General features: G+C 45.3%; 17 protein-coding genes and 6 tRNA genes. 20 read left to right on the forward strand and 3 right to left on the reverse strand.

Annotated features, from left to right (window positions below; genetic code table 11):
* The first annotated feature begins 57 nt into the window (after window positions 1–57).
* Window positions 58–981, forward strand: coding sequence for an AraC family transcriptional regulator (locus C7475_RS17980; protein WP_110054783.1), 924 nt, complete (start codon window positions 58–60; stop codon window positions 979–981).
* 185 nt (window positions 982–1166) lie between these two features.
* Window positions 1167–2027 (forward strand): oxidoreductase, encoded by an 861-nt coding sequence (locus C7475_RS17985; protein ID WP_110054784.1) that lies wholly within the window; start codon window positions 1167–1169, stop codon window positions 2025–2027.
* A gap of 118 nt (window positions 2028–2145) precedes the next feature.
* Here C7475_RS17985 and C7475_RS17990 read toward each other — a convergent pair whose 3' ends face one another.
* Together C7475_RS17990 and C7475_RS17995 are read right to left on the reverse strand one after the other, a co-directional pair.
* Complete coding sequence (locus C7475_RS17990; RefSeq protein WP_110054785.1) at window positions 2146–3147, reverse strand: nitronate monooxygenase family protein; 1002 nt, start codon at window positions 3145–3147, stop codon at window positions 2146–2148.
* A gap of 15 nt (window positions 3148–3162) precedes the next feature.
* Window positions 3163–3753 (reverse strand): riboflavin synthase, encoded by a 591-nt coding sequence (locus tag C7475_RS17995; protein ID WP_110054786.1) that lies wholly within the window; start codon window positions 3751–3753, stop codon window positions 3163–3165.
* Window positions 3754–3868: 115 nt separating this feature from the next.
* On the opposite strand from C7475_RS17995, the gene rpsU reads away from it, so the two are divergent.
* The 12 genes from rpsU (at window position 3869) to nusG (ending at window position 8793) form a co-directional block, all read left to right on the forward strand.
* Window positions 3869–4066 (forward strand): 30S ribosomal protein S21, encoded by a 198-nt coding sequence (rpsU, locus tag C7475_RS18000; RefSeq protein WP_089835189.1) that lies wholly within the window; start codon window positions 3869–3871, stop codon window positions 4064–4066.
* Window positions 4067–4147: 81 nt separating this feature from the next.
* A complete protein-coding gene (locus C7475_RS18005) occupies window positions 4148–5092 on the forward strand; it encodes a tyrosine-type recombinase/integrase (protein ID WP_110054787.1) in 945 nt (314 codons plus the stop codon).
* A gap of 190 nt (window positions 5093–5282) precedes the next feature.
* Window positions 5283–5582, forward strand: a complete 300-nt coding sequence (gene hpf / locus C7475_RS18010) for a ribosome hibernation-promoting factor, HPF/YfiA family (protein WP_110054788.1) — start codon at window positions 5283–5285, stop codon at window positions 5580–5582.
* Between the two features lie 234 nt (window positions 5583–5816).
* Window positions 5817–5890, forward strand: a tRNA-Thr gene (locus tag C7475_RS18015).
* Between the two features lie 68 nt (window positions 5891–5958).
* Window positions 5959–6040 (forward strand) — tRNA-Tyr (locus C7475_RS18020).
* Window positions 6041–6168: 128 nt separating this feature from the next.
* A tRNA-Gly gene (locus C7475_RS18025) sits at window positions 6169–6241 on the forward strand.
* Window positions 6242–6306: 65 nt separating this feature from the next.
* A tRNA-Thr gene (locus C7475_RS18030) sits at window positions 6307–6378 on the forward strand.
* A 33-nt stretch (window positions 6379–6411) separates the two neighbouring features.
* A tRNA-Tyr gene (locus tag C7475_RS18035) sits at window positions 6412–6483 on the forward strand.
* A 70-nt stretch (window positions 6484–6553) separates the two neighbouring features.
* The gene (gene tuf, locus C7475_RS18040) at window positions 6554–7741 is read left to right on the forward strand and encodes an elongation factor Tu (protein WP_110054789.1); all 1188 of its coding nucleotides are present in this window, start codon (window positions 6554–6556) and stop codon (window positions 7739–7741) included.
* Between the two features lie 126 nt (window positions 7742–7867).
* A tRNA-Trp gene (locus tag C7475_RS18045) sits at window positions 7868–7938 on the forward strand.
* 67 nt (window positions 7939–8005) lie between these two features.
* Complete coding sequence (secE, locus tag C7475_RS18050; RefSeq protein ID WP_110054790.1) at window positions 8006–8200, forward strand: preprotein translocase subunit SecE; 195 nt, start codon at window positions 8006–8008, stop codon at window positions 8198–8200.
* Window positions 8200–8793, forward strand: a complete 594-nt coding sequence (gene nusG / locus C7475_RS18055) for a transcription termination/antitermination protein NusG (RefSeq protein ID WP_110054791.1) — start codon at window positions 8200–8202, stop codon at window positions 8791–8793. The genes secE and nusG overlap by 1 nt, the downstream gene beginning before the upstream one ends.
* 56 nt (window positions 8794–8849) lie before the next feature.
* Here the strand turns inward: nusG and C7475_RS18060 are convergent, their stop codons facing one another.
* Window positions 8850–9425, reverse strand: a complete 576-nt coding sequence (locus C7475_RS18060; RefSeq protein WP_110054792.1) for a DUF1579 domain-containing protein — start codon at window positions 9423–9425, stop codon at window positions 8850–8852.
* Window positions 9426–9537: 112 nt separating this feature from the next.
* Between C7475_RS18060 and C7475_RS18065 the strand changes: the two genes are divergently transcribed.
* The 6 genes from C7475_RS18065 (at window position 9538) to rpoB (ending at window position 17293) form a co-directional block, all read left to right on the forward strand.
* The gene (locus C7475_RS18065; protein ID WP_110054793.1) at window positions 9538–10746 is read left to right on the forward strand and encodes a transglutaminase domain-containing protein; all 1209 of its coding nucleotides are present in this window, start codon (window positions 9538–9540) and stop codon (window positions 10744–10746) included.
* Window positions 10747–11015: 269 nt separating this feature from the next.
* Window positions 11016–11456, forward strand: a complete 441-nt coding sequence (rplK, locus tag C7475_RS18070) for a 50S ribosomal protein L11 (RefSeq protein WP_089835181.1) — start codon at window positions 11016–11018, stop codon at window positions 11454–11456.
* A gap of 47 nt (window positions 11457–11503) precedes the next feature.
* Window positions 11504–12193: a 50S ribosomal protein L1 gene (gene rplA / locus C7475_RS18075; RefSeq protein WP_106602923.1), complete on the forward strand. Its 690-nt coding sequence runs from the start codon at window positions 11504–11506 to the stop codon at window positions 12191–12193.
* Between the two features lie 45 nt (window positions 12194–12238).
* Window positions 12239–12766 carry a 50S ribosomal protein L10 gene (gene rplJ, locus C7475_RS18080; RefSeq protein ID WP_110055051.1) on the forward strand — a complete coding sequence of 176 codons (528 nt, stop codon included), beginning with the start codon at window positions 12239–12241 and terminating at the stop codon, window positions 12764–12766.
* A 96-nt stretch (window positions 12767–12862) separates the two neighbouring features.
* Entirely contained in the window at window positions 12863–13237 is a 375-nt protein-coding gene (gene rplL, locus C7475_RS18085; protein WP_110054794.1) for a 50S ribosomal protein L7/L12, read from the forward strand.
* 246 nt (window positions 13238–13483) lie between these two features.
* Window positions 13484–17293, forward strand: a complete 3810-nt coding sequence (rpoB, locus tag C7475_RS18090) for a DNA-directed RNA polymerase subunit beta (protein ID WP_110054795.1) — start codon at window positions 13484–13486, stop codon at window positions 17291–17293.
* Window positions 17294–17391: the final 98 nt, after the last annotated feature.

Consider the following 17391-nt stretch of genomic DNA (forward strand, 5'->3'; position numbering starts at 1 on the left):
AATCATAGGGGGCATTTAAGACAAATGCAGTAAATTAGTAGTCATATACACTCAGTTATGCCATCTCAGACGCTTGACAGCCGAACTATAGATACACTTAGAGATATTCCTGACCTGATACCCGTTTTCCGAGAATATTTTGAGGACTGGACCATCAGAGTATTTAACAGGGAAATGCATGAATGCAGGAATTATCTATCCCCTAACCGCAGGGATTTTTATAAAGTACTACTGACCACGAAAGGGGCAGGGGTATTTACAATGGGATTGAATACCTATTACCTGGAAGAGCCGACTATTTTGTTTATTCATCCTAATGATATAATCTCGTGGAAGAACCTGTCCGAGGAGTCCGGGGGATTTTACTGCCTCTTCAAAAAGGACTTTATTAATGAGCATCCGGCTTTGAAGGCAAGTCTGGACAAGTTTGCCCTGTTTACAGACAAATCAAAAAGCGTGATCCGCCTGACGGACGAGAACGCGCAGGTGCTGGAGCAGTTATTTGCCAAGATGAAAGAAGAGGAATTGTCCGGCAGCAAATGGAGTGACGATTCCATGCAGGCATATCTGCAACTGATCATGGTGGAAAGCACCAAGATGGCGAATTTCCCACCACCAGACAGCGTGTCGGATGAATTCCGGCATGTACATGAGTTCTTTAAGTTGCTGGAAGACGAAGCGGCGGGCATTAATAAAGAAACACCGATCCGGATCAGGACAGCAAAAGAATTTGCCGCAGATCTGGCTGTACATCCCAATCACCTGAATGCTTTGCTGAAGAAACATACAGGGCAGAATGTAAGCACACACATCAAAAACCGGCTGCTGGATGAGACCAAAGTATTATTACTGCAAACCGACTGGTCACTACAGGAGATCGGGTATAGCATAGGTTATGCAGAGCAGCCCAACTTCAATACATTTTTCAAGAAAAATACGGGTGTTACACCGGCAGAGTTCAGGAGAACATATCATTCATAAGAAAGAGCCGATCCTTTTAACTATAAACATCAGCATACAATGCCTTCACGGAATATCCGGGAGGGCATTATTGTTTTTAAGCGCCCTGCATAACCCCTTCTTTGATTTTCATAAAAGATTCAGTGCTTTTGCTAAAGCCCGGCTGCTGGCTTCTTTTCATCTTTGTATCACAAAACACAAACAAAATGAAAAACGCAAAAACACAGAAAGTATGGTTCATCACCGGAGCATCCCGGGGTTTCGGATTAGAAATATCAAAAGCAATTCTCGCCGCAGGCGACAAACTGGTAGCTACCGTGCGTAGCAAACCTGAAGAACTGGCTGCCCAGCTGGAAAACCACAAATATCTTTCCGTAGTATTACTCGATATCACGAATGAAGAACAGGCTAAAGCTGCGGCTAAACAGGCTGTGGATACCTTTGGCAGAATAGACATCCTGGTAAATAACGCCGGTTATGGCTTGCTGAGCGGTGTGGAAGAGGCTACGGCCCAGGAGATAAAGAACAACTATGAAGTAAATGTATTCGGCATGCTGAATGTGACCCGTGCGGTATTGCCTTATATGAGGGCGCAAGGTTCCGGTCATGTGATCAATATTTCTTCAATAGGAGGTCTGGCAGGCTTTGTGGGTTGGGGCATTTATGGATCAACCAAATTTGCGGTGGAAGGAATTACTGAAGCAATGGCACAGGAACTGGCTCCACTGGGTATTTATGCAACTGTCGTAGCTCCTGGATTCTTCCGGACTGAATTCCTCGACCATGCATCCCTTGTAAAAACAAGCAACGAGATCAGCGATTATGCAGCCACAGTGGGAGAGATGCGCACTTTCGCGGTGAATGCGAATAAAAAACAACCCGGTGATCCGGTAAAACTGGCGCAAGCTTTTGTTAAGCTGGGACATGCGGAAAATCCTCCTGTACACCTGCCATTAGGTAATGATACATTGGCGAGATTCAGGGAAAAGACCGCTGCTTTCGAGAAAGAGATTGCAGAGTGGCATGAAGTGATCACCGGAACAGATCATGATGATGTAGCAGCTTAAAATATAAGGCAGGGGTAAGAAATGAAAAGCGGTTGTCAGGCGACAACCGCTTTTTCAATATTAAAAAATTATTTCCGGAATATCAGGCACAGCCGACCTACGTAGATGTGATCCCCGCTTATTTAATAAGTAACGAATTTGTTTTCTCCAGTGTTTCTTCCAGCTCCTGTACCAGTTTATTCACAATATCATGGATGGGGCTGATCTCTTCCACCATTTCGACACTTTGTCCGGCGGACCAGAGTTGATCGTAATTCCCTGGTTTCACGGCAGCTTCCAGTTTCTTCATACCTCTCAGCTGGACAAGCATTTTGAAATATTTGCGGGTACGGACATTTTTATTCAGCTGTTTTTCCAGCCAGTTCTGTTTATAGCCGATCTTTTTGGCGGCAGGCGTATTGATCACATTGCAGGGAGTACCTGACAGTCGCTCTGTCAATACAATGTCTTCCATACCGTAGTCAAGGATGGCGTTTTTGTAAGCATCGCTGACGCTGGCCTCTTCACTGGCGATGAAACGGGTGCCAATAGAAGCGCCATGAGCGCCCAGTACAAGCGCACTAGCTAATTGCTGACCGGTAGCGATACCTCCGGCAGCTACCAGCAGTTTATCAGGAAATTCCTTTTGCAGAGCGGGAACGAGGATATGCATGGGGTAGGGGCCGGCATGGCCACCTGCACCTGCACATACGGCAATGAAGCCATCACAGCCTGCCTGCGCGGCTTTTTCTGCGTGCTGGATATTGGTAACGTCGCACAGCACTTTAGCGCCATAGCTGTGGGCGGCTGCGATCACTTCCTTCGGACTGCCCAGGGAGGTGATATAAAAAGGAACTTCTGCAGCTACACAGTCTTTCAGGTGTTTGGAGTAGAGCGGATTGGTTTTCTGGACAATAAGGTTGACGCCATAGGTACCCTGTCCGGGCAGTAATTGTGCCCGGTGTTGGTTCAATTGGTCCAGCACCTGCTTTAGTTCTCCCTCTTTCCTGAAGTTGAGGGAAGGGAATGTGCCAGCTATCCCGTTGTCCATGGCGGCTTTAACCATCTTTTCGTTACTGACGAGGAACATGGGGGCCATAATGACCGGGTAGCGGATGGCAAGGGCTGAGGTTAATTGCATAAGTGGAATGTTTAGCTATGATTTGACAGCAAGCTGCCTGGCCACGAATTTTCCGAGGATGTCAAATTCCAGGTTAATTGTGTGTCCGGGTTGAACGGCTGAGATATTAGTGTGCTCATATGTATATGGAATGACAGCAATGCTGAATTCCGTATTGGTCACATTATATATGGTTAGGCTGATACCGTTGAGGCAGATAGAGCCTTTTTCTACGATGAGGCCGGCAAATTGTTCCGGGTAACGGAAACGGAATTCCCAGCTGCCGTCCTGCGGCGTACAGGAAAGACACTCGCCGGTGCTATCGACATGCCCCTGTACCAGGTGGCCGTCTATTCTGCCATTAAAGATCATGGCCCTTTCCAGGTTTACTTTTTGTCCGGGGGTGAGTTGGCCGATATTACTTTTCAGCAGCGTCTCGGCAACGGCTACGATATCGTAGGTCTCGCCGTCAACGCGGGTAACAGTCAAACAAACGCCGTTGTGGGCTACGCTTTGGTCAATTTTCAATTCGGGCGCCAGGGATGAGCGGATAGTGATGACCATATTGGTACCTTCCTGCCTGGTAGCTATTACTTCTCCTAGTGATTCTATGATTCCTGTAAACATAGGGCTAAATTAAGTAATAATGAGGAGATGGCCGTGGGCAGAAGATCCTGCCTTTATTTTGATAATTAAAAAGAATGTTTTACTTTTGCCTTCCTGAAAAAAAGGAGTATTAATTATGTTGATCATCGATTCCAAAGATTGCGAAAACATTGACAAGGCGCTCAAAAAATACAAAAAGAAATTTGAGAAAGCTCGTATCCTGCTGCAACTCAGGTCACGTCAATCTTTCACAAAACCTTCCGTAAAGCGTCGTACTGAAGTGCTGAAAGCTGTTTACAAACAGCAGTTAGCCAGTGGTAAATTAGACGATTGATTCTATCGGGAGTAATTCCCAACGCAAAATATTGATGATTGTAAGGTTTATTATAACTTTACAATCATCAAACTTTTTATTTTGAGTGAAGTCTTACACCCGGTAGCTAATCGTTTTTTGGCTTACATCCGGCTTGAGAAGCGCTATTCTGCACATACTGCTACTGCATATCAGCAGGACCTTACCCAATTTTTTATTTTTTTAAGATCCCAATATGGCGATGTGTCCCTTACAGGCATATCGCATTCGCATGTCCGTACCTGGCTGGCCTGGCTGATGGAAGAGGGCATGATTGCCAAGAGTGTTAACCGGAAGATCTCCACACTTAAATCGTTTTTCAAATATGCATTGCGCCATGGGGAAATTACTGTTTCACCGATGACGAAAGTGACTGCCCCGAAGATAGGGAAGCGTTTACCCGGGTTTATTGACGAGAAGGGGATGCAGGCAGTGGAAGACAACCGTAGTCTGCGCAGGGGGCAGGAAAATGAACCGATTTTCGGTGAAGATCTGGAGGGCAGGACGCACCGGATGATATTTGAGCTGTTGTACCATACAGGGATCCGGTTATCTGAGCTGATCAATCTGCAGGAGCGGCATGTGGATACGGGTAATCTCACTATAAAAGTGCTGGGAAAGGGCAATAAGGAGCGGATTATTCCTATCAGTGCCGTGTTGAAGGACGAAATAAGGGAGTACCGCGCCATGCGCCGGAAAGAGCTGGAAACGTACGATAACGAGGTGTTATTGGTAAATCCGCGAAGCGGAAAGAAATTATACCCGAGATATGTGTATAATGTGGTCCGGGGATACCTGACGGATCATCAGATCACGACACTTAGCCGGAGAAGTCCGCATATACTGCGGCATACGTTTGCAACGCATCTGACCAACAACGGGGCGGACCTGAATGCGGTGAAGGAATTGCTGGGTCACTCGAGCCTGGCGTCTACGCAGGTTTATACGCATAACAGTATTGAGAAGTTAAGGGAAGCATACCGGAAGGCGCATCCAAAGGGCGAGTAGGGCATGTTTTGTACTTTAACAAAATATTACTAAATGGTTATGCAAAAGAGTTGAAAAGTCACTAAATTAGTAATGAGTTCTTTGTATACTTTTTTCATTAGTCGAGATCCATGACCATTAAAAAAATGAAAGCCTATGGACGTAATGTTACGAGCATGTACAAGATTGTTTAAAACTAAAAATTAGTGCTATGAACGTTCAAATTCAAACAGTGCATTTTGATGCTGACTCAAAGTTGATTGATCATGTTAGTAAAAAACTTCAAAAACTCAATACTTATTATGACCGGATTATTAGCGTAGAAGTCTTTTTAAAGTTAGATGGAATAGCCCATCAGATTAAAGATAAAATTGCCGAGATAAAAGTCCACATCCCACGCCAAGACTTATTTGTAAAGCACGAATCCAAATCTTTCGAGGAGTCATTTGATCTCGCCTTTGACTCAGTTGTTAACCAGATCAAGAAAACGAAAGAGAAGAAATTTCAGTAAAATCTTAAAAATATTTTGGAATTAAATATCTGTTTCCTACCTTTGCCATCCCGATCGAAAAAAGGGATCGGTGAAGGTAGGAAAGTTCTTTACTGTAGGGTGTTTTAGCCAAATAATACAAGTTTTAAAAATTGTATCCGGGTGCTGAAAAAAAGATTTTGAGATTATAAAAATTCAACTATTTTTGCACCCTCTTATAACGGATACCTTTTATAAGATTCTTGAATAAGATAAGCCAGCATAGCTCAGTTGGCCAGAGCTACTGATTTGTAATCAGTGGGTCGGGGGTTCGAATCCCTCTGCTGGCTCCGGAAAAATTCCGAAGCAAAAAAATGGTCCGGACGGACGTGATTTTGGAAAGGAGTTTAAGGTTTTAGGGCAGGTTCCAGAGCGGCCAAATGGGGCGGACTGTAAATCCGCTGACTACGTCTTCACAGGTTCGAATCCTGTCCTGCCCACACAGCGCAAATGTTCCGCCTTTGCCCCTTAGCAAAGGCGGAACTTGTCTGTTAAGTGCAGGTTCTTCATAAAAGAGAGCGATAGAGTAGAGGCAATCAGTTCTTTAAATGTGTACCATTAATTAAATGCGGGAGTAGCTCAGTTGGTAGAGCGACAGCCTTCCAAGCTGTAGGTCGCGGGTTCGAACCTCGTCTCCCGCTCATTGTAATACCTGTTCGAATGTCTGGTATTATATGGGATGAAAGTTCTTTAAAAGATTTTCAATGCTGTTGTAGCTCAGGGGTAGAGCACTTCCTTGGTAAGGAAGAGGTCGTGAGTTCAATTCTCATCAACAGCTCAACGGATTTCCAAACATCCGGGATCCGGATTTCGTTGTAGCTCAGTGGAAGAGCGTTCCGGGATAAACCAGGAAAGGTCGTGAGTTCAATTCTCATCAGCGGCACAAGTTTGTAAAACCGTTTTTTAAAAACAACTATCAATACAATCTTTACAAACCATCTAAAAAAAATACAATGGCAAAAGAAACCTTTAAGCGGGATAAACCCCACGTAAACATTGGTACCATCGGCCACGTTGACCACGGTAAAACTACCTTAACTGCTGCCATTACCAACATTTTGGCGAGCAAGGGTCTGGCAGAGAAGAAAGGATATGATGAGATCGATGCAGCTCCTGAAGAAAAAGAAAGAGGTATTACCATCAATACAGCACACGTTGAGTATCAGACAGCTAACCGCCACTACGCGCACGTTGACTGTCCTGGTCACGCTGACTATGTGAAGAACATGATCACTGGTGCTGCGCAGATGGACGGTGCGATCCTGGTGGTTGCCGCTACAGATGGTCCGATGCCACAAACTAAAGAACACATCCTGCTGGCTCGCCAGGTAGGCGTTCCTCGTATCGTTGTGTTCATGAACAAGGTTGACCTGGTTGATGATCCTGAGTTGCTGGAACTGGTTGAACTGGAAATCCGCGAACTGCTGAGCAAATATAACTATGATGGTGATAACACACCAATCATCAAGGGTTCTGCAACCGGCGCTCTGGCTGGTGAAGAAAAATGGGTTGGCGCAGTTGAAGAACTGATGGCTGCAGTTGATGAATACATCCCACTGCCTCCTCGTCCGGTTGATCTGCCATTCCTGATGTCTGTAGAAGACGTATTCTCTATCACTGGTCGTGGTACTGTTGCTACAGGACGTATCGAACGTGGTAAGATTAAAGTTGGTGAGCCAGTTGAAATCGTTGGTCTGATCGAAAAACCACTGACTTCTACATGTACTGGTGTTGAGATGTTCAAAAAATTACTGGATGAAGGTGAAGCTGGTGACAACGCTGGTCTGCTCCTCCGCGGTATTGAAAAATCTCAGATCCGTCGTGGTATGGTTATCACTAAACCAGGTACCATCACTCCGCACACTGAATTCAAATGTGAAGTATACGTACTGAGCAAAGAAGAAGGTGGCCGTCACACTCCGTTCTTCAACAAATACCGTCCTCAGTTCTACTTCCGTACAACTGACGTAACTGGTGAAGTTGAATTACCAGCAGGTGTTGAAATGGTTATGCCTGGTGATAACGTAGGTCTGGTTGTTAAACTGATCGCTCCAATCGCTATGGAAAAAGGTCTGAAATTCGCTATCCGCGAAGGTGGACGTACCGTAGGTGCTGGTCAGGTTACTGAGATCATCAAGTAATCACTTTCAGAATATAATTAGAAGGCCATTAGCAATTAGCAAATTGCATTCAGCAGATAAATTTAATTTATGTAAATTTGTTCCGCTGGTTAGCCTGAAGCTGGCAGCTAATGGTCTTTTACATACACGGGCATAGTTCAATGGTAGAATAGAGGTCTCCAAAACCTTTGATCAGGGTTCGAATCCTTGTGCCCGTGCTAAGAAATGGTGAAAAGTGAAGGCTTTTCACCTTTCATGTTTTCAAACGGTTAATCTTTTACACCAATGAATAAGGTTAGAGCATACTTCCGGGAGTCATATCATGAGCTGGTACATAAAGTATCCTGGCCTACATGGCAGGAACTGCAGTCTTCCACAATGATTGTATTAATCGCTACTGTAGTTATCACTGCGATCGTTTGGGGTATGGACGCCCTTTCACATCTCATGTTAACTCAGTACTATAAAATTATAGGATAATGATGGATGCATCCAATAATAACCCTGCAGAAGAAACAAACATTCCCACCCAGGACACCAAATGGTACGTTCTGCGCGTAGTGAGTGGTAAAGAGAAGAAGGTTAAAGAATACCTGGATATCGAAGTACGTCGCTCCGATTGGGGTAACGTGATCACCCAGATATTTTTGCCTGTAGAGAAAGTCTACAAAGTGCAGGCAGGTAAAAAGGTGATGCGCGAAAAGAACTTTTATCCAGGCTACGTAATGATCGAAGCCATAGACGGAAAAATGACCGATGAGGTAATTCAGTCTATCCGCAACGTATCAGGTGTTATTCACTTCCTGGGTAAAGATAAGCCCATCGCTCTGCGTAAGGCTGAAGTAAACAAAATGTTAGGTAAGGTCGATGAAATGTCTGATAATGGACTGACCATGAGCGAACCTTTCATTGTTGGCGAAACCATCAAGATCATCGATGGACCTTTCAATGACTTCAACGGTATCATCGAAGAGGTGATAGAAGATAAGAAGAAACTGAAAGTAACTGTGAAGATCTTCGGTCGTGCCACACCTGTAGAACTGAACTTTATGCAGGTTGAAAAAATCAGCTAACTATTTCAGTAATCATATTAAACCGTCCCGCTTTAAGCAGGACGGTTTTTTTATGTCTACATCTTCCTGGTAAATTTGATCTCCATTGTCTTGAATTCCTTTCCGTCGTTTACCATGTACATTTCCATAACATGGTTATTGTCATCGACAATCTTAAAGATCTCTTTAATACCCATATCTTTTCCTGTCATCGGATCTACCGTTTTTCCGGTAAAGGTGATGGACTTAGTCGCATCGTCCCAGGTGCCTTCTGTATTCATGATACCTGTGCCCATGTTGTCTACCCAGGAACTCTGGAATATTTTCTTGGCATTGTCATAGGCGAGAAGACCATGACCTTCGAAAGGCATACCCATCATCGTACTTTTGTGAACGGATTCCTGATAACGGCCGCCGAGGATCATCTTGTTGACCGTAGTGCCGGTTGATGTAGTTGGAGGCGCATCCGGTTTCATCCACATCTGCATATTGAAGCTCCATTCCCCGTCTGACTTGGCGATCATCTGGTGAATATCACCCGGGGTCATATAGTCCATCCAGGCTTTTTCTTCGGCAGATTGCGCCTGTGCTGTACCATTGAACAATAGAAAATTGAAGAGGAGAGAGGCTGAAAGTAACAATAGACGTCTCATAATTGGTGGAGTTTTATCTGGATATAACGTTTGAGAACAGAGAAGGTTGGGTGAAGGCAGGCCATAAGTTTGTTGATATTCACTAATTTTGAGGACATTTTTCGCTATACATATGAGAGTCGTTTTTCTATTGTTAACTATTATCACATTATTCTCCACATCACTGTATGCCCAGCCAAAGGAAAGGATAAGTACAGAGCGTCCGGTACCCGCTGCGCTGGTGATACCTGATTCAGAACTGGCCAGCCCGGCTACGCTGAGCCATTACTTATCTGCACATACAACTTCCCGGAAAGAGTTTGTACGTCAGTTATATAGCTGGTTAGTGTGGAATATCGGGTATGATGTGACGAATATGTATAATCCGGATTATTACAAAGATACATTAGACGCTGCACTGAAAACCTTAAAGAACAGGGTGGGCGTTTGCCAGGGATACGCGAATCTGTATTACCTGACCTGTAAGGAAGCTGGCATCCCGGTACACCTGATAGGCGGGTATACTAAGACATATAACAAGATCGACAATGCCAGTCATGCCTGGATAGCGGTACAGGTGGACAGTACCTGGTACCTGACAGATCCCACCTGGGGCGCTGGCGTACTGAATAACAACAAGTTTGTCCGGAAGCCGGTGGACAGCTATTTCCTGGTGGCGCCGTCAGCTTTTGTACAGACGCATATGCCGTTCGATCCGCTGTGGCAGCTGCTGGAACATCCTTACAGGCATGACGAGTTCCAGGAGAAATTCCTGAAACCGGTGACAGGGCGTGCAGTGTTCAACTACAGAGATTCACTGTCAACCTATGATAGTATGAAGGACGACCTGCTGAAATACCAGCTGGTCATAAACAGGATCGAGGGATACGGCATCACTAACCAGATGATCAGCCATGAGCTGATGTATTATAAGAACCTGGTGAGATATATCGCGGAGAACAGAAAGGTGGCCGCGGCAAACAGGGCAATAGATGATTTTAACAGGAGCAGTAACCAGTACAACCGGGCGGTAAACCTCTTTAATGAGTATGTGCAGTTCAAGAATAACCAGTTCAAGCCATCAAGACCGGATAGTGAGATCAAGGAGATGGTGAATGCGATAGGACGGAAACTGGCGGACAGTAGAAAAGGATTGGCGGGATTGGACAGGGGTGAGGTGGCGATCAGGGGAAATATTAGTGAACTGGAAGAGTCGCTGGGTTCATTGGAAAGGAAAGTAACTGAGGAACAGGCGTTTGTGGATAAGTACATCCGGACGGGGAAGATGTTCAGAAAATCTTTATTTTATAAGACGACATGGATGGGAATTCCAGTAAATTAAATTAGATTTGTTGCCAACCAGAAAGACATGAGTTAGCCCGAAAAGTTTTTACTATTGGGTTTAAGATAAAATAGTTTTGCAATAGAATTGTAAAATTTTCGCCCCGAACTGATTATAATAGCAAAAAGAATGCCCGAAAGCAAATTCTTTTTGAGATTTAATACATTATTATATACCTTTGCATCCCCTTTAAAAGGTAAAATTTTCTCCTTTTAGTTTTGGGAGTCCCGTCAAGGACGAGACGTTTTCACCAAATTAAACAACATAACATGGCAAAAGAGATCGCTACGTACGTGAAATTGCAGGTGAAGGGCGGCCAGGCCAACCCTGCTCCTCCAATTGGTCCCGCGCTGGGTTCCAAAGGTGTGAACATCATGGAGTTCTGTAAGCAGTTCAATGCCCGTACCCAGGATAAAATGGGTAAGGTATTGCCTGTATTACTGACTGTTTACACTGACAAGTCTTTTGATTTCGTAATTAAGACGCCTCCTGCTGCTGTACAGCTGCTGGAAGCTGCCAAATTGCAGAGTGGTTCCAAAGAGCCTAACCGTAACAAAGTTGGTAAGGTTACCTGGGCACAGATTGAGGCAATTGCTCAGGACAAAATGGCTGACCTGAACTGTTTTACAAAGGAAAGCGCTATGAAAATGGTGGCTGGTACTGCCCGTTCAATGGGTATAACAGTAGATGGTAACGCTCCCTGGAATTAATTGTGTCACCCTGTTGAAAGCAGGTTAACTTTTTAAAACATTTTGCAATGGCAACGAAGAAAAGAAAAGCAGCCGATACAAAGGTGGACAAAAACAAGGTTTATAGCCTGAAAGAAGCTTCCACACTTGTAAAAGATATTAACTGCACTAAGTTCGACAGTTCTGTCGATTTACATATCCGTCTGGGCGTAGATCCCAAGAAAGCAGACCAGGCTATCCGTGGTTCCGTAACGCTTCCCCACGGCACTGGTAAAACAAAGCGTGTACTGGTTCTTTGCACTCCTGATAAAGAAGCTGCAGCGAAAGAAGCAGGTGCTGATCATGTTGGTCTGGACGAGTATATCCAGAAGATCGAAGCTGGTTGGACTGATATCGACGTAATCGTAGCTACACCAGCTGTGATGCCGAAGATCGGTAAACTGGGTAAGATCCTGGGTCCGCGTAACCTGATGCCGAACCCTAAGACAGGTACTGTTACTAATGATGTAGCAGCTGCTGTTAACGAGGTTAAAGGCGGTAAGATCACCTTCAAGGTGGACAAAGCAGGTATCATCCACGCTTCAATTGGCCGTGTATCATTTGCTTCTGACAAGATCGAACAGAATTCTCAGGAGTTGATCAACGCTATCATCAAGCTGAAACCAGCTACAGCGAAAGGTACTTACCTGAAAGGACTGTCTATGGCGAGCACTATGAGCCCGAGCATTACAGTTGACACAAAATCTGTTCAAAACTAATGATTGGCCGGTAGTAACAGGCAAATCAACAAATTGACAAAAGCTATGAACAAAGATCAAAAAAACGAAGCGATTGAACTGCTGAAAAGCAAGTTCTCTCAATATAACAACTTCTACATCACCAACACCGAGTCTCTGACCGTTGCACAGGTAAACAACCTGAGAAAGGTTTGTTTTGACAAGAATGTGGAAATGAAGGTTGCTAAGAACACCCTGATCCGCAAGGCGCTGGAATCACTGGACGCTGAGAAATATGCAGGTGTATACGACGCGCTGAACGGCGTTACTGCCCTGATGTTCTCTGACAGCCCTAAAGAACCAGCTCTGATCATCTCTTCTTTCCGTAAGGAAAACAAGAAAACAGAGAAACCTGAACTGAAGGCTGCTTTCGTAGGTGATGAAGTTTACACTGGCGACGCTCAACTGGCTAACCTGGTGAAGATCAAGACCAAGAACGAACTCATTGGAGACGTTATCGGTCTGTTGCAATCTCCTGCAAAACGCGTTCTCGCTGGTTTGCTTGAGAAAGCTAAGAAAGAAGGTGCTGGCGCAGAAGCACCTGCAGCTGAGTAATCGGCTGAAAGCCTTGATAGGCGCGCAATACAACACTGGCTTCCAAGTCACAATATAAATTATTACAATACTTAAAATTCTTAAAAACATTATACAATGGCAGACGTTAAAGCATTAGCCGAACAATTAGTAGGTTTAACTGTTAAGGAAGTACAAGAACTGGCAGATTTCCTGAAATCTGAATACGGTATCGAACCAGCTGCTGCTGCAGTAGTAGTTTCTGCTGGTGATGGTGGTGGCGCAGCTGCTGCTGAAGAAAAAACTGCCTTCAACGTTATCCTGAAAAGTGCAGGTGCTAGCAAACTGAACGTAGTTAAGATCGTTAAAGATCTGACCGGTCTTGGCCTGAAAGAAGCTAAGGAACTGGTAGACGGTGCGCCTAAACCACTGAAAGAAGGCGTTTCCAAAGCTGAAGCAGAAGATCTGAAAGCTAAGCTGACAGAAGCTGGTGCTGAAGTTGAAATTCAGTAATTCTTTGCTTAAAGGATACCTCTTTATAAAGGTCAAAAGTGCTTCTGGCACTTTTGGCCTTCTTCCCTTTGGGAAAGTGTCTTTTCGGAGCGTCAAAAAGGGGGAATCACCAGGTTCGGTGGATTTGACACACAGAGAAGACAAGAATTTTTGAGGGTATTTGGCAAAGATGTCTTAATTTCCCCGATTCATGTTGTGATTTGCTTCACAATATTATATAAGTTAATATAACTGCTAACTTCGAATATGTCTCTAAAAAAAGCCCAAACAAACGAAAGAGTAAATTTTGGAAAGATCAAACAAGTTACTGAGACACCGGATCTGTTGGCTATCCAAATCCAATCTTTCAAGGATTTCTTCCAGTTAGAAACCACACCAGACAAACGTAACAATGAAGGCCTTTTTAAAGTATTTAAGGAGAACTTCCCGATTACAGATACCCGTAACATCTTTAATCTGGAGTTTCTGGACTACTTTGTAGACCCTCCGCGATATACTATAGAGGAATGTATTGAACGTGGGCTTACCTATTCAGTACCGCTGAAAGCAAAATTACGCTTAAGCTGTAATGATGAGGAGCACGTTGACTTCCAGACGATTGTGCAGGACGTATTCCTCGGGAATATACCCTACATGACCCCTAGAGGTACATTCGTGATAAACGGCGCAGAGCGCGTGGTAGTATCTCAGCTCCACCGTTCTCCTGGTGTATTCTTCGGACAGTCCATACATCCAAACGGTACCAAGATCTACTCTGCAAGGGTGATTCCGTTTAAAGGGGCGTGGATGGAGTTTGCAACTGACATTAACAATGTGATGTACGCTTACATCGACCGTAAGAAGAAGTTCCCTGTAACTACCCTTCTGCGTGCGATCGGCTACGAAACAGATAAGGACATTCTGCAGCTCTTTGGCATGGCTGACGAAGTAAAAGCAGACAAGAAGAGCCTGGAAAAATATGCCGGTAAGAAACTGGGTGCACGCGTACTCAGAAGCTGGGTTGAAGATTTCGTAGATGAAGATACCGGTGAGGTAGTGAGCATCGAGCGTAATGAGATCATGCTGGAACGTGACAGTATCCTGGACGAAGCGAATATCGAGACGATCGTGGATATGGGCGTAAAAAGCGTATTTGTGCAGAAAGAAGAGGTGAGCGGCGACTTCTCCATCATATACAATACTTTAAATAAAGATACATCTAACTCCGAGCTGGAAGCCGTTCAGCACATCTACCGCCAGTTGCGTGGTGCCGATGCGCCGGATGATGAAACAGCAAGGGGTATCATCGATAAATTATTCTTCTCTGACAAGCGTTATGACCTCGGAGATGTAGGCCGTTATAAGATCAACAGGAAACTGGGTCTGCCTACACCACTGAACATGAAAGTGCTGACCAAAGAAGATATCATCGCGATCATCAAATACCTGGTACAGCTGACCAACAGTAAGGCGGAGATCGATGACATCGATCACCTGTCCAACCGTAGGGTACGTACCGTGGGCGAACAGTTATATGCGCAGTTTGGTGTTGGTCTGGCCCGTATGGCCCGTACCATCCGTGAAAGAATGAACGTTCGTGATAATGAGGTGTTCACTCCGGTGGACCTGATCAATGCAAGGACACTGTCTTCCGTAATCAATTCCTTCTTCGGTACCAGCCAGCTGAGCCAGTTCCTGGATCAGACTAACCCGCTGTCAGAGATCACGCACAAACGTCGTATCTCCGCACTCGGACCCGGTGGTCTTAGCCGTGAAAGAGCAGGTTTCGAGGTGCGTGACGTACACTATAGCCACTACGGCCGTCTGTGTACTATCGAAACACCGGAAGGTCCGAACATCGGTCTGATCTCTACTCTTTGCGTACACGCGAAAGTAAATGACATGGGCTTTATCGAAACACCTTACCGTAAGGTGCATGATGGTAAAGTTGACATGGATAAAGTGCAGTTCCTGAGTGCTGAAGAAGAAGATTCCGTGAAGATCGCACAGGCGAACGCACCGTTGGACGAAGGTGGTAACTTCATCAACGATAAGGTGAAATCCCGTGAAACCGGTGACTTCCCGATCCTTGACAGAGGCGAAGTTGAATACATGGACGTTGCTCCGAACCAGATCGTGGGGCTGAGTGCTTCCCTGATTCCGTTCCTTGAACATGATGACGCCAACCGTGCTTTGATGGGATCAAACATGCAACGTCAGGCAGTACCGCTGATCAACCCACAGGTGCCTATCGTAGGTACCGGTCTGGAAGGTAAAGCAGCTCGTGACTCCCGCTTGCAGATCACCGCTGAAGGTAAAGGTGTGGTTGAATTCGTGGATGCAAATGAAATTCATGTTCGTTACGAGCGTGATGAAATGCAGAAACTCGTGTCATTTGAAGATGACCTGAAAATATATCAGCTGACCAAGTTCGTTAAAACCAACCAGAGCACTTGTATCAACCTGCGTCCTGCCGTTAAGAAAGGACAGCAGCTGGTAGAAGGAGACTTCCTGACAGAAGGCTATGCTACTCGTGGTGGTGAACTGGCGCTGGGCCGTAACATGAAAGTGGCGTTCATGCCATGGAAGGGTTACAACTTTGAGGATGCGATCGTAATCTCTGAGCGTGTAGGACGTGAAGACCTCTTCACTTCTATCCACATCGATGAATACGAACTGGAAGTACGTGATACGAAACTGGGTGAAGAAGAACTGACCCCGGATATTCCGAACGTAAGTGAAGAAGCTACCAAAGATCTGGACCAGAACGGTATCATCCGTGTTGGTGCGCACATTAAAGAAGGAGATATTCTGATCGGTAAGATCACCCCACGTGGTGAATCTGATCCTTCTCCGGAAGAAAAACTGCTGCGTGCGATCTTCGGTGACAAGGCTTCTGATGCGAAAGACGCTTCCCTGAAGGCGCCTCCAAGCACAGAAGGTGTGGTGATCGACAAGAAACTGTTCAGCCGCGCTAAGAAAGATAAGAACTCCAAGACCCGTGAAAAAGCGGCCCTGGAGAAACTGGAAAAAGTACATCAGAAGAACGAAGAAGATCTGCTGGAAGTGCTGATGGGTAAGTTGCTGACACTGCTGAAGGATAAAACCTCTCAGGGTATCACTAACACTTATGGTGAAGTATTGATCTCCAAAGGCTCTAAGTTCTCTGCGAAGAACCTGGCTAACATCGACTTCCAGAACGTGAATCCGCTCGGCTGGACCACCGACGAGGTGACCAACGATCAGATCAACACCCTGCTGCACAACTATAACATCAAGTACAATGAAGAACTGGGACGTTACAAACGTGAGAAGTTCAACATCTCAATTGGTGATGAGTTGCCAGCCGGCGTACTGAAACTGGCGAAGGTATACCTGGCCAGCAAACGTAAGCTGAAAGTAGGTGATAAGATGGCGGGCCGTCACGGTAACAAGGGTATTGTTGCGAAGATCGTGCGTGATGAAGACATGCCGTTCCTGGAAGACGGTACACCGGTAGATATCGTACTGAACCCATTGGGCGTACCTTCCCGTATGAACCTTGGACAGATCTACGAAACAGTACTGGGTTGGGCTGGTCTGAAACTGGGAGTAAGGTTTGCAACACCGATCTTCGACGGTGCTACTACAGAAGAAATAGCCAACTATATCAACGAAGCCGGTTTACCAAGCTTCGGCCATACTTATCTGTATGATGGCGAAACCGGTGAGCGTTTCCACCAGAAAGCTACCGTGGGTGTTATCTACATGCTCAAACTGAGCCACATGGTTGACGACAAGATGCACGCCCGTTCTATCGGACCGTACAGTCTCATCACACAGCAACCGTTGGGTGGTAAGGCGCAGTTCGGTGGTCAGCGTTTTGGTGAGATGGAGGTGTGGGCCCTGGAAGCATACGGTGCATCCAACATCCTGCAGGAGCTGTTAACCATTAAGTCGGATGACATTGTAGGCCGTGCCAAAGCATATGAGTCTATCGTTAAAGGCGATAACATTCCAAAAGCAGGCGTACCGGAGTCATTCAATGTATTGATACATGAGCTCCGCGGTCTGGGTCTGGATTTGAAATTTGATTAATATTAGTCCATAAGTTGATGGTCCATAGTCCTTAGCAGCCGCTTTGGACTATGGGCCTTAGGCTTTAGATAATCAGACACGGTCTCCATGGACGTTGT

It is taken from the genome of Chitinophaga sp. S165 (assembly GCF_003182155.1).
GTDB lineage: Bacteria > Bacteroidota > Bacteroidia > Chitinophagales > Chitinophagaceae > Chitinophaga.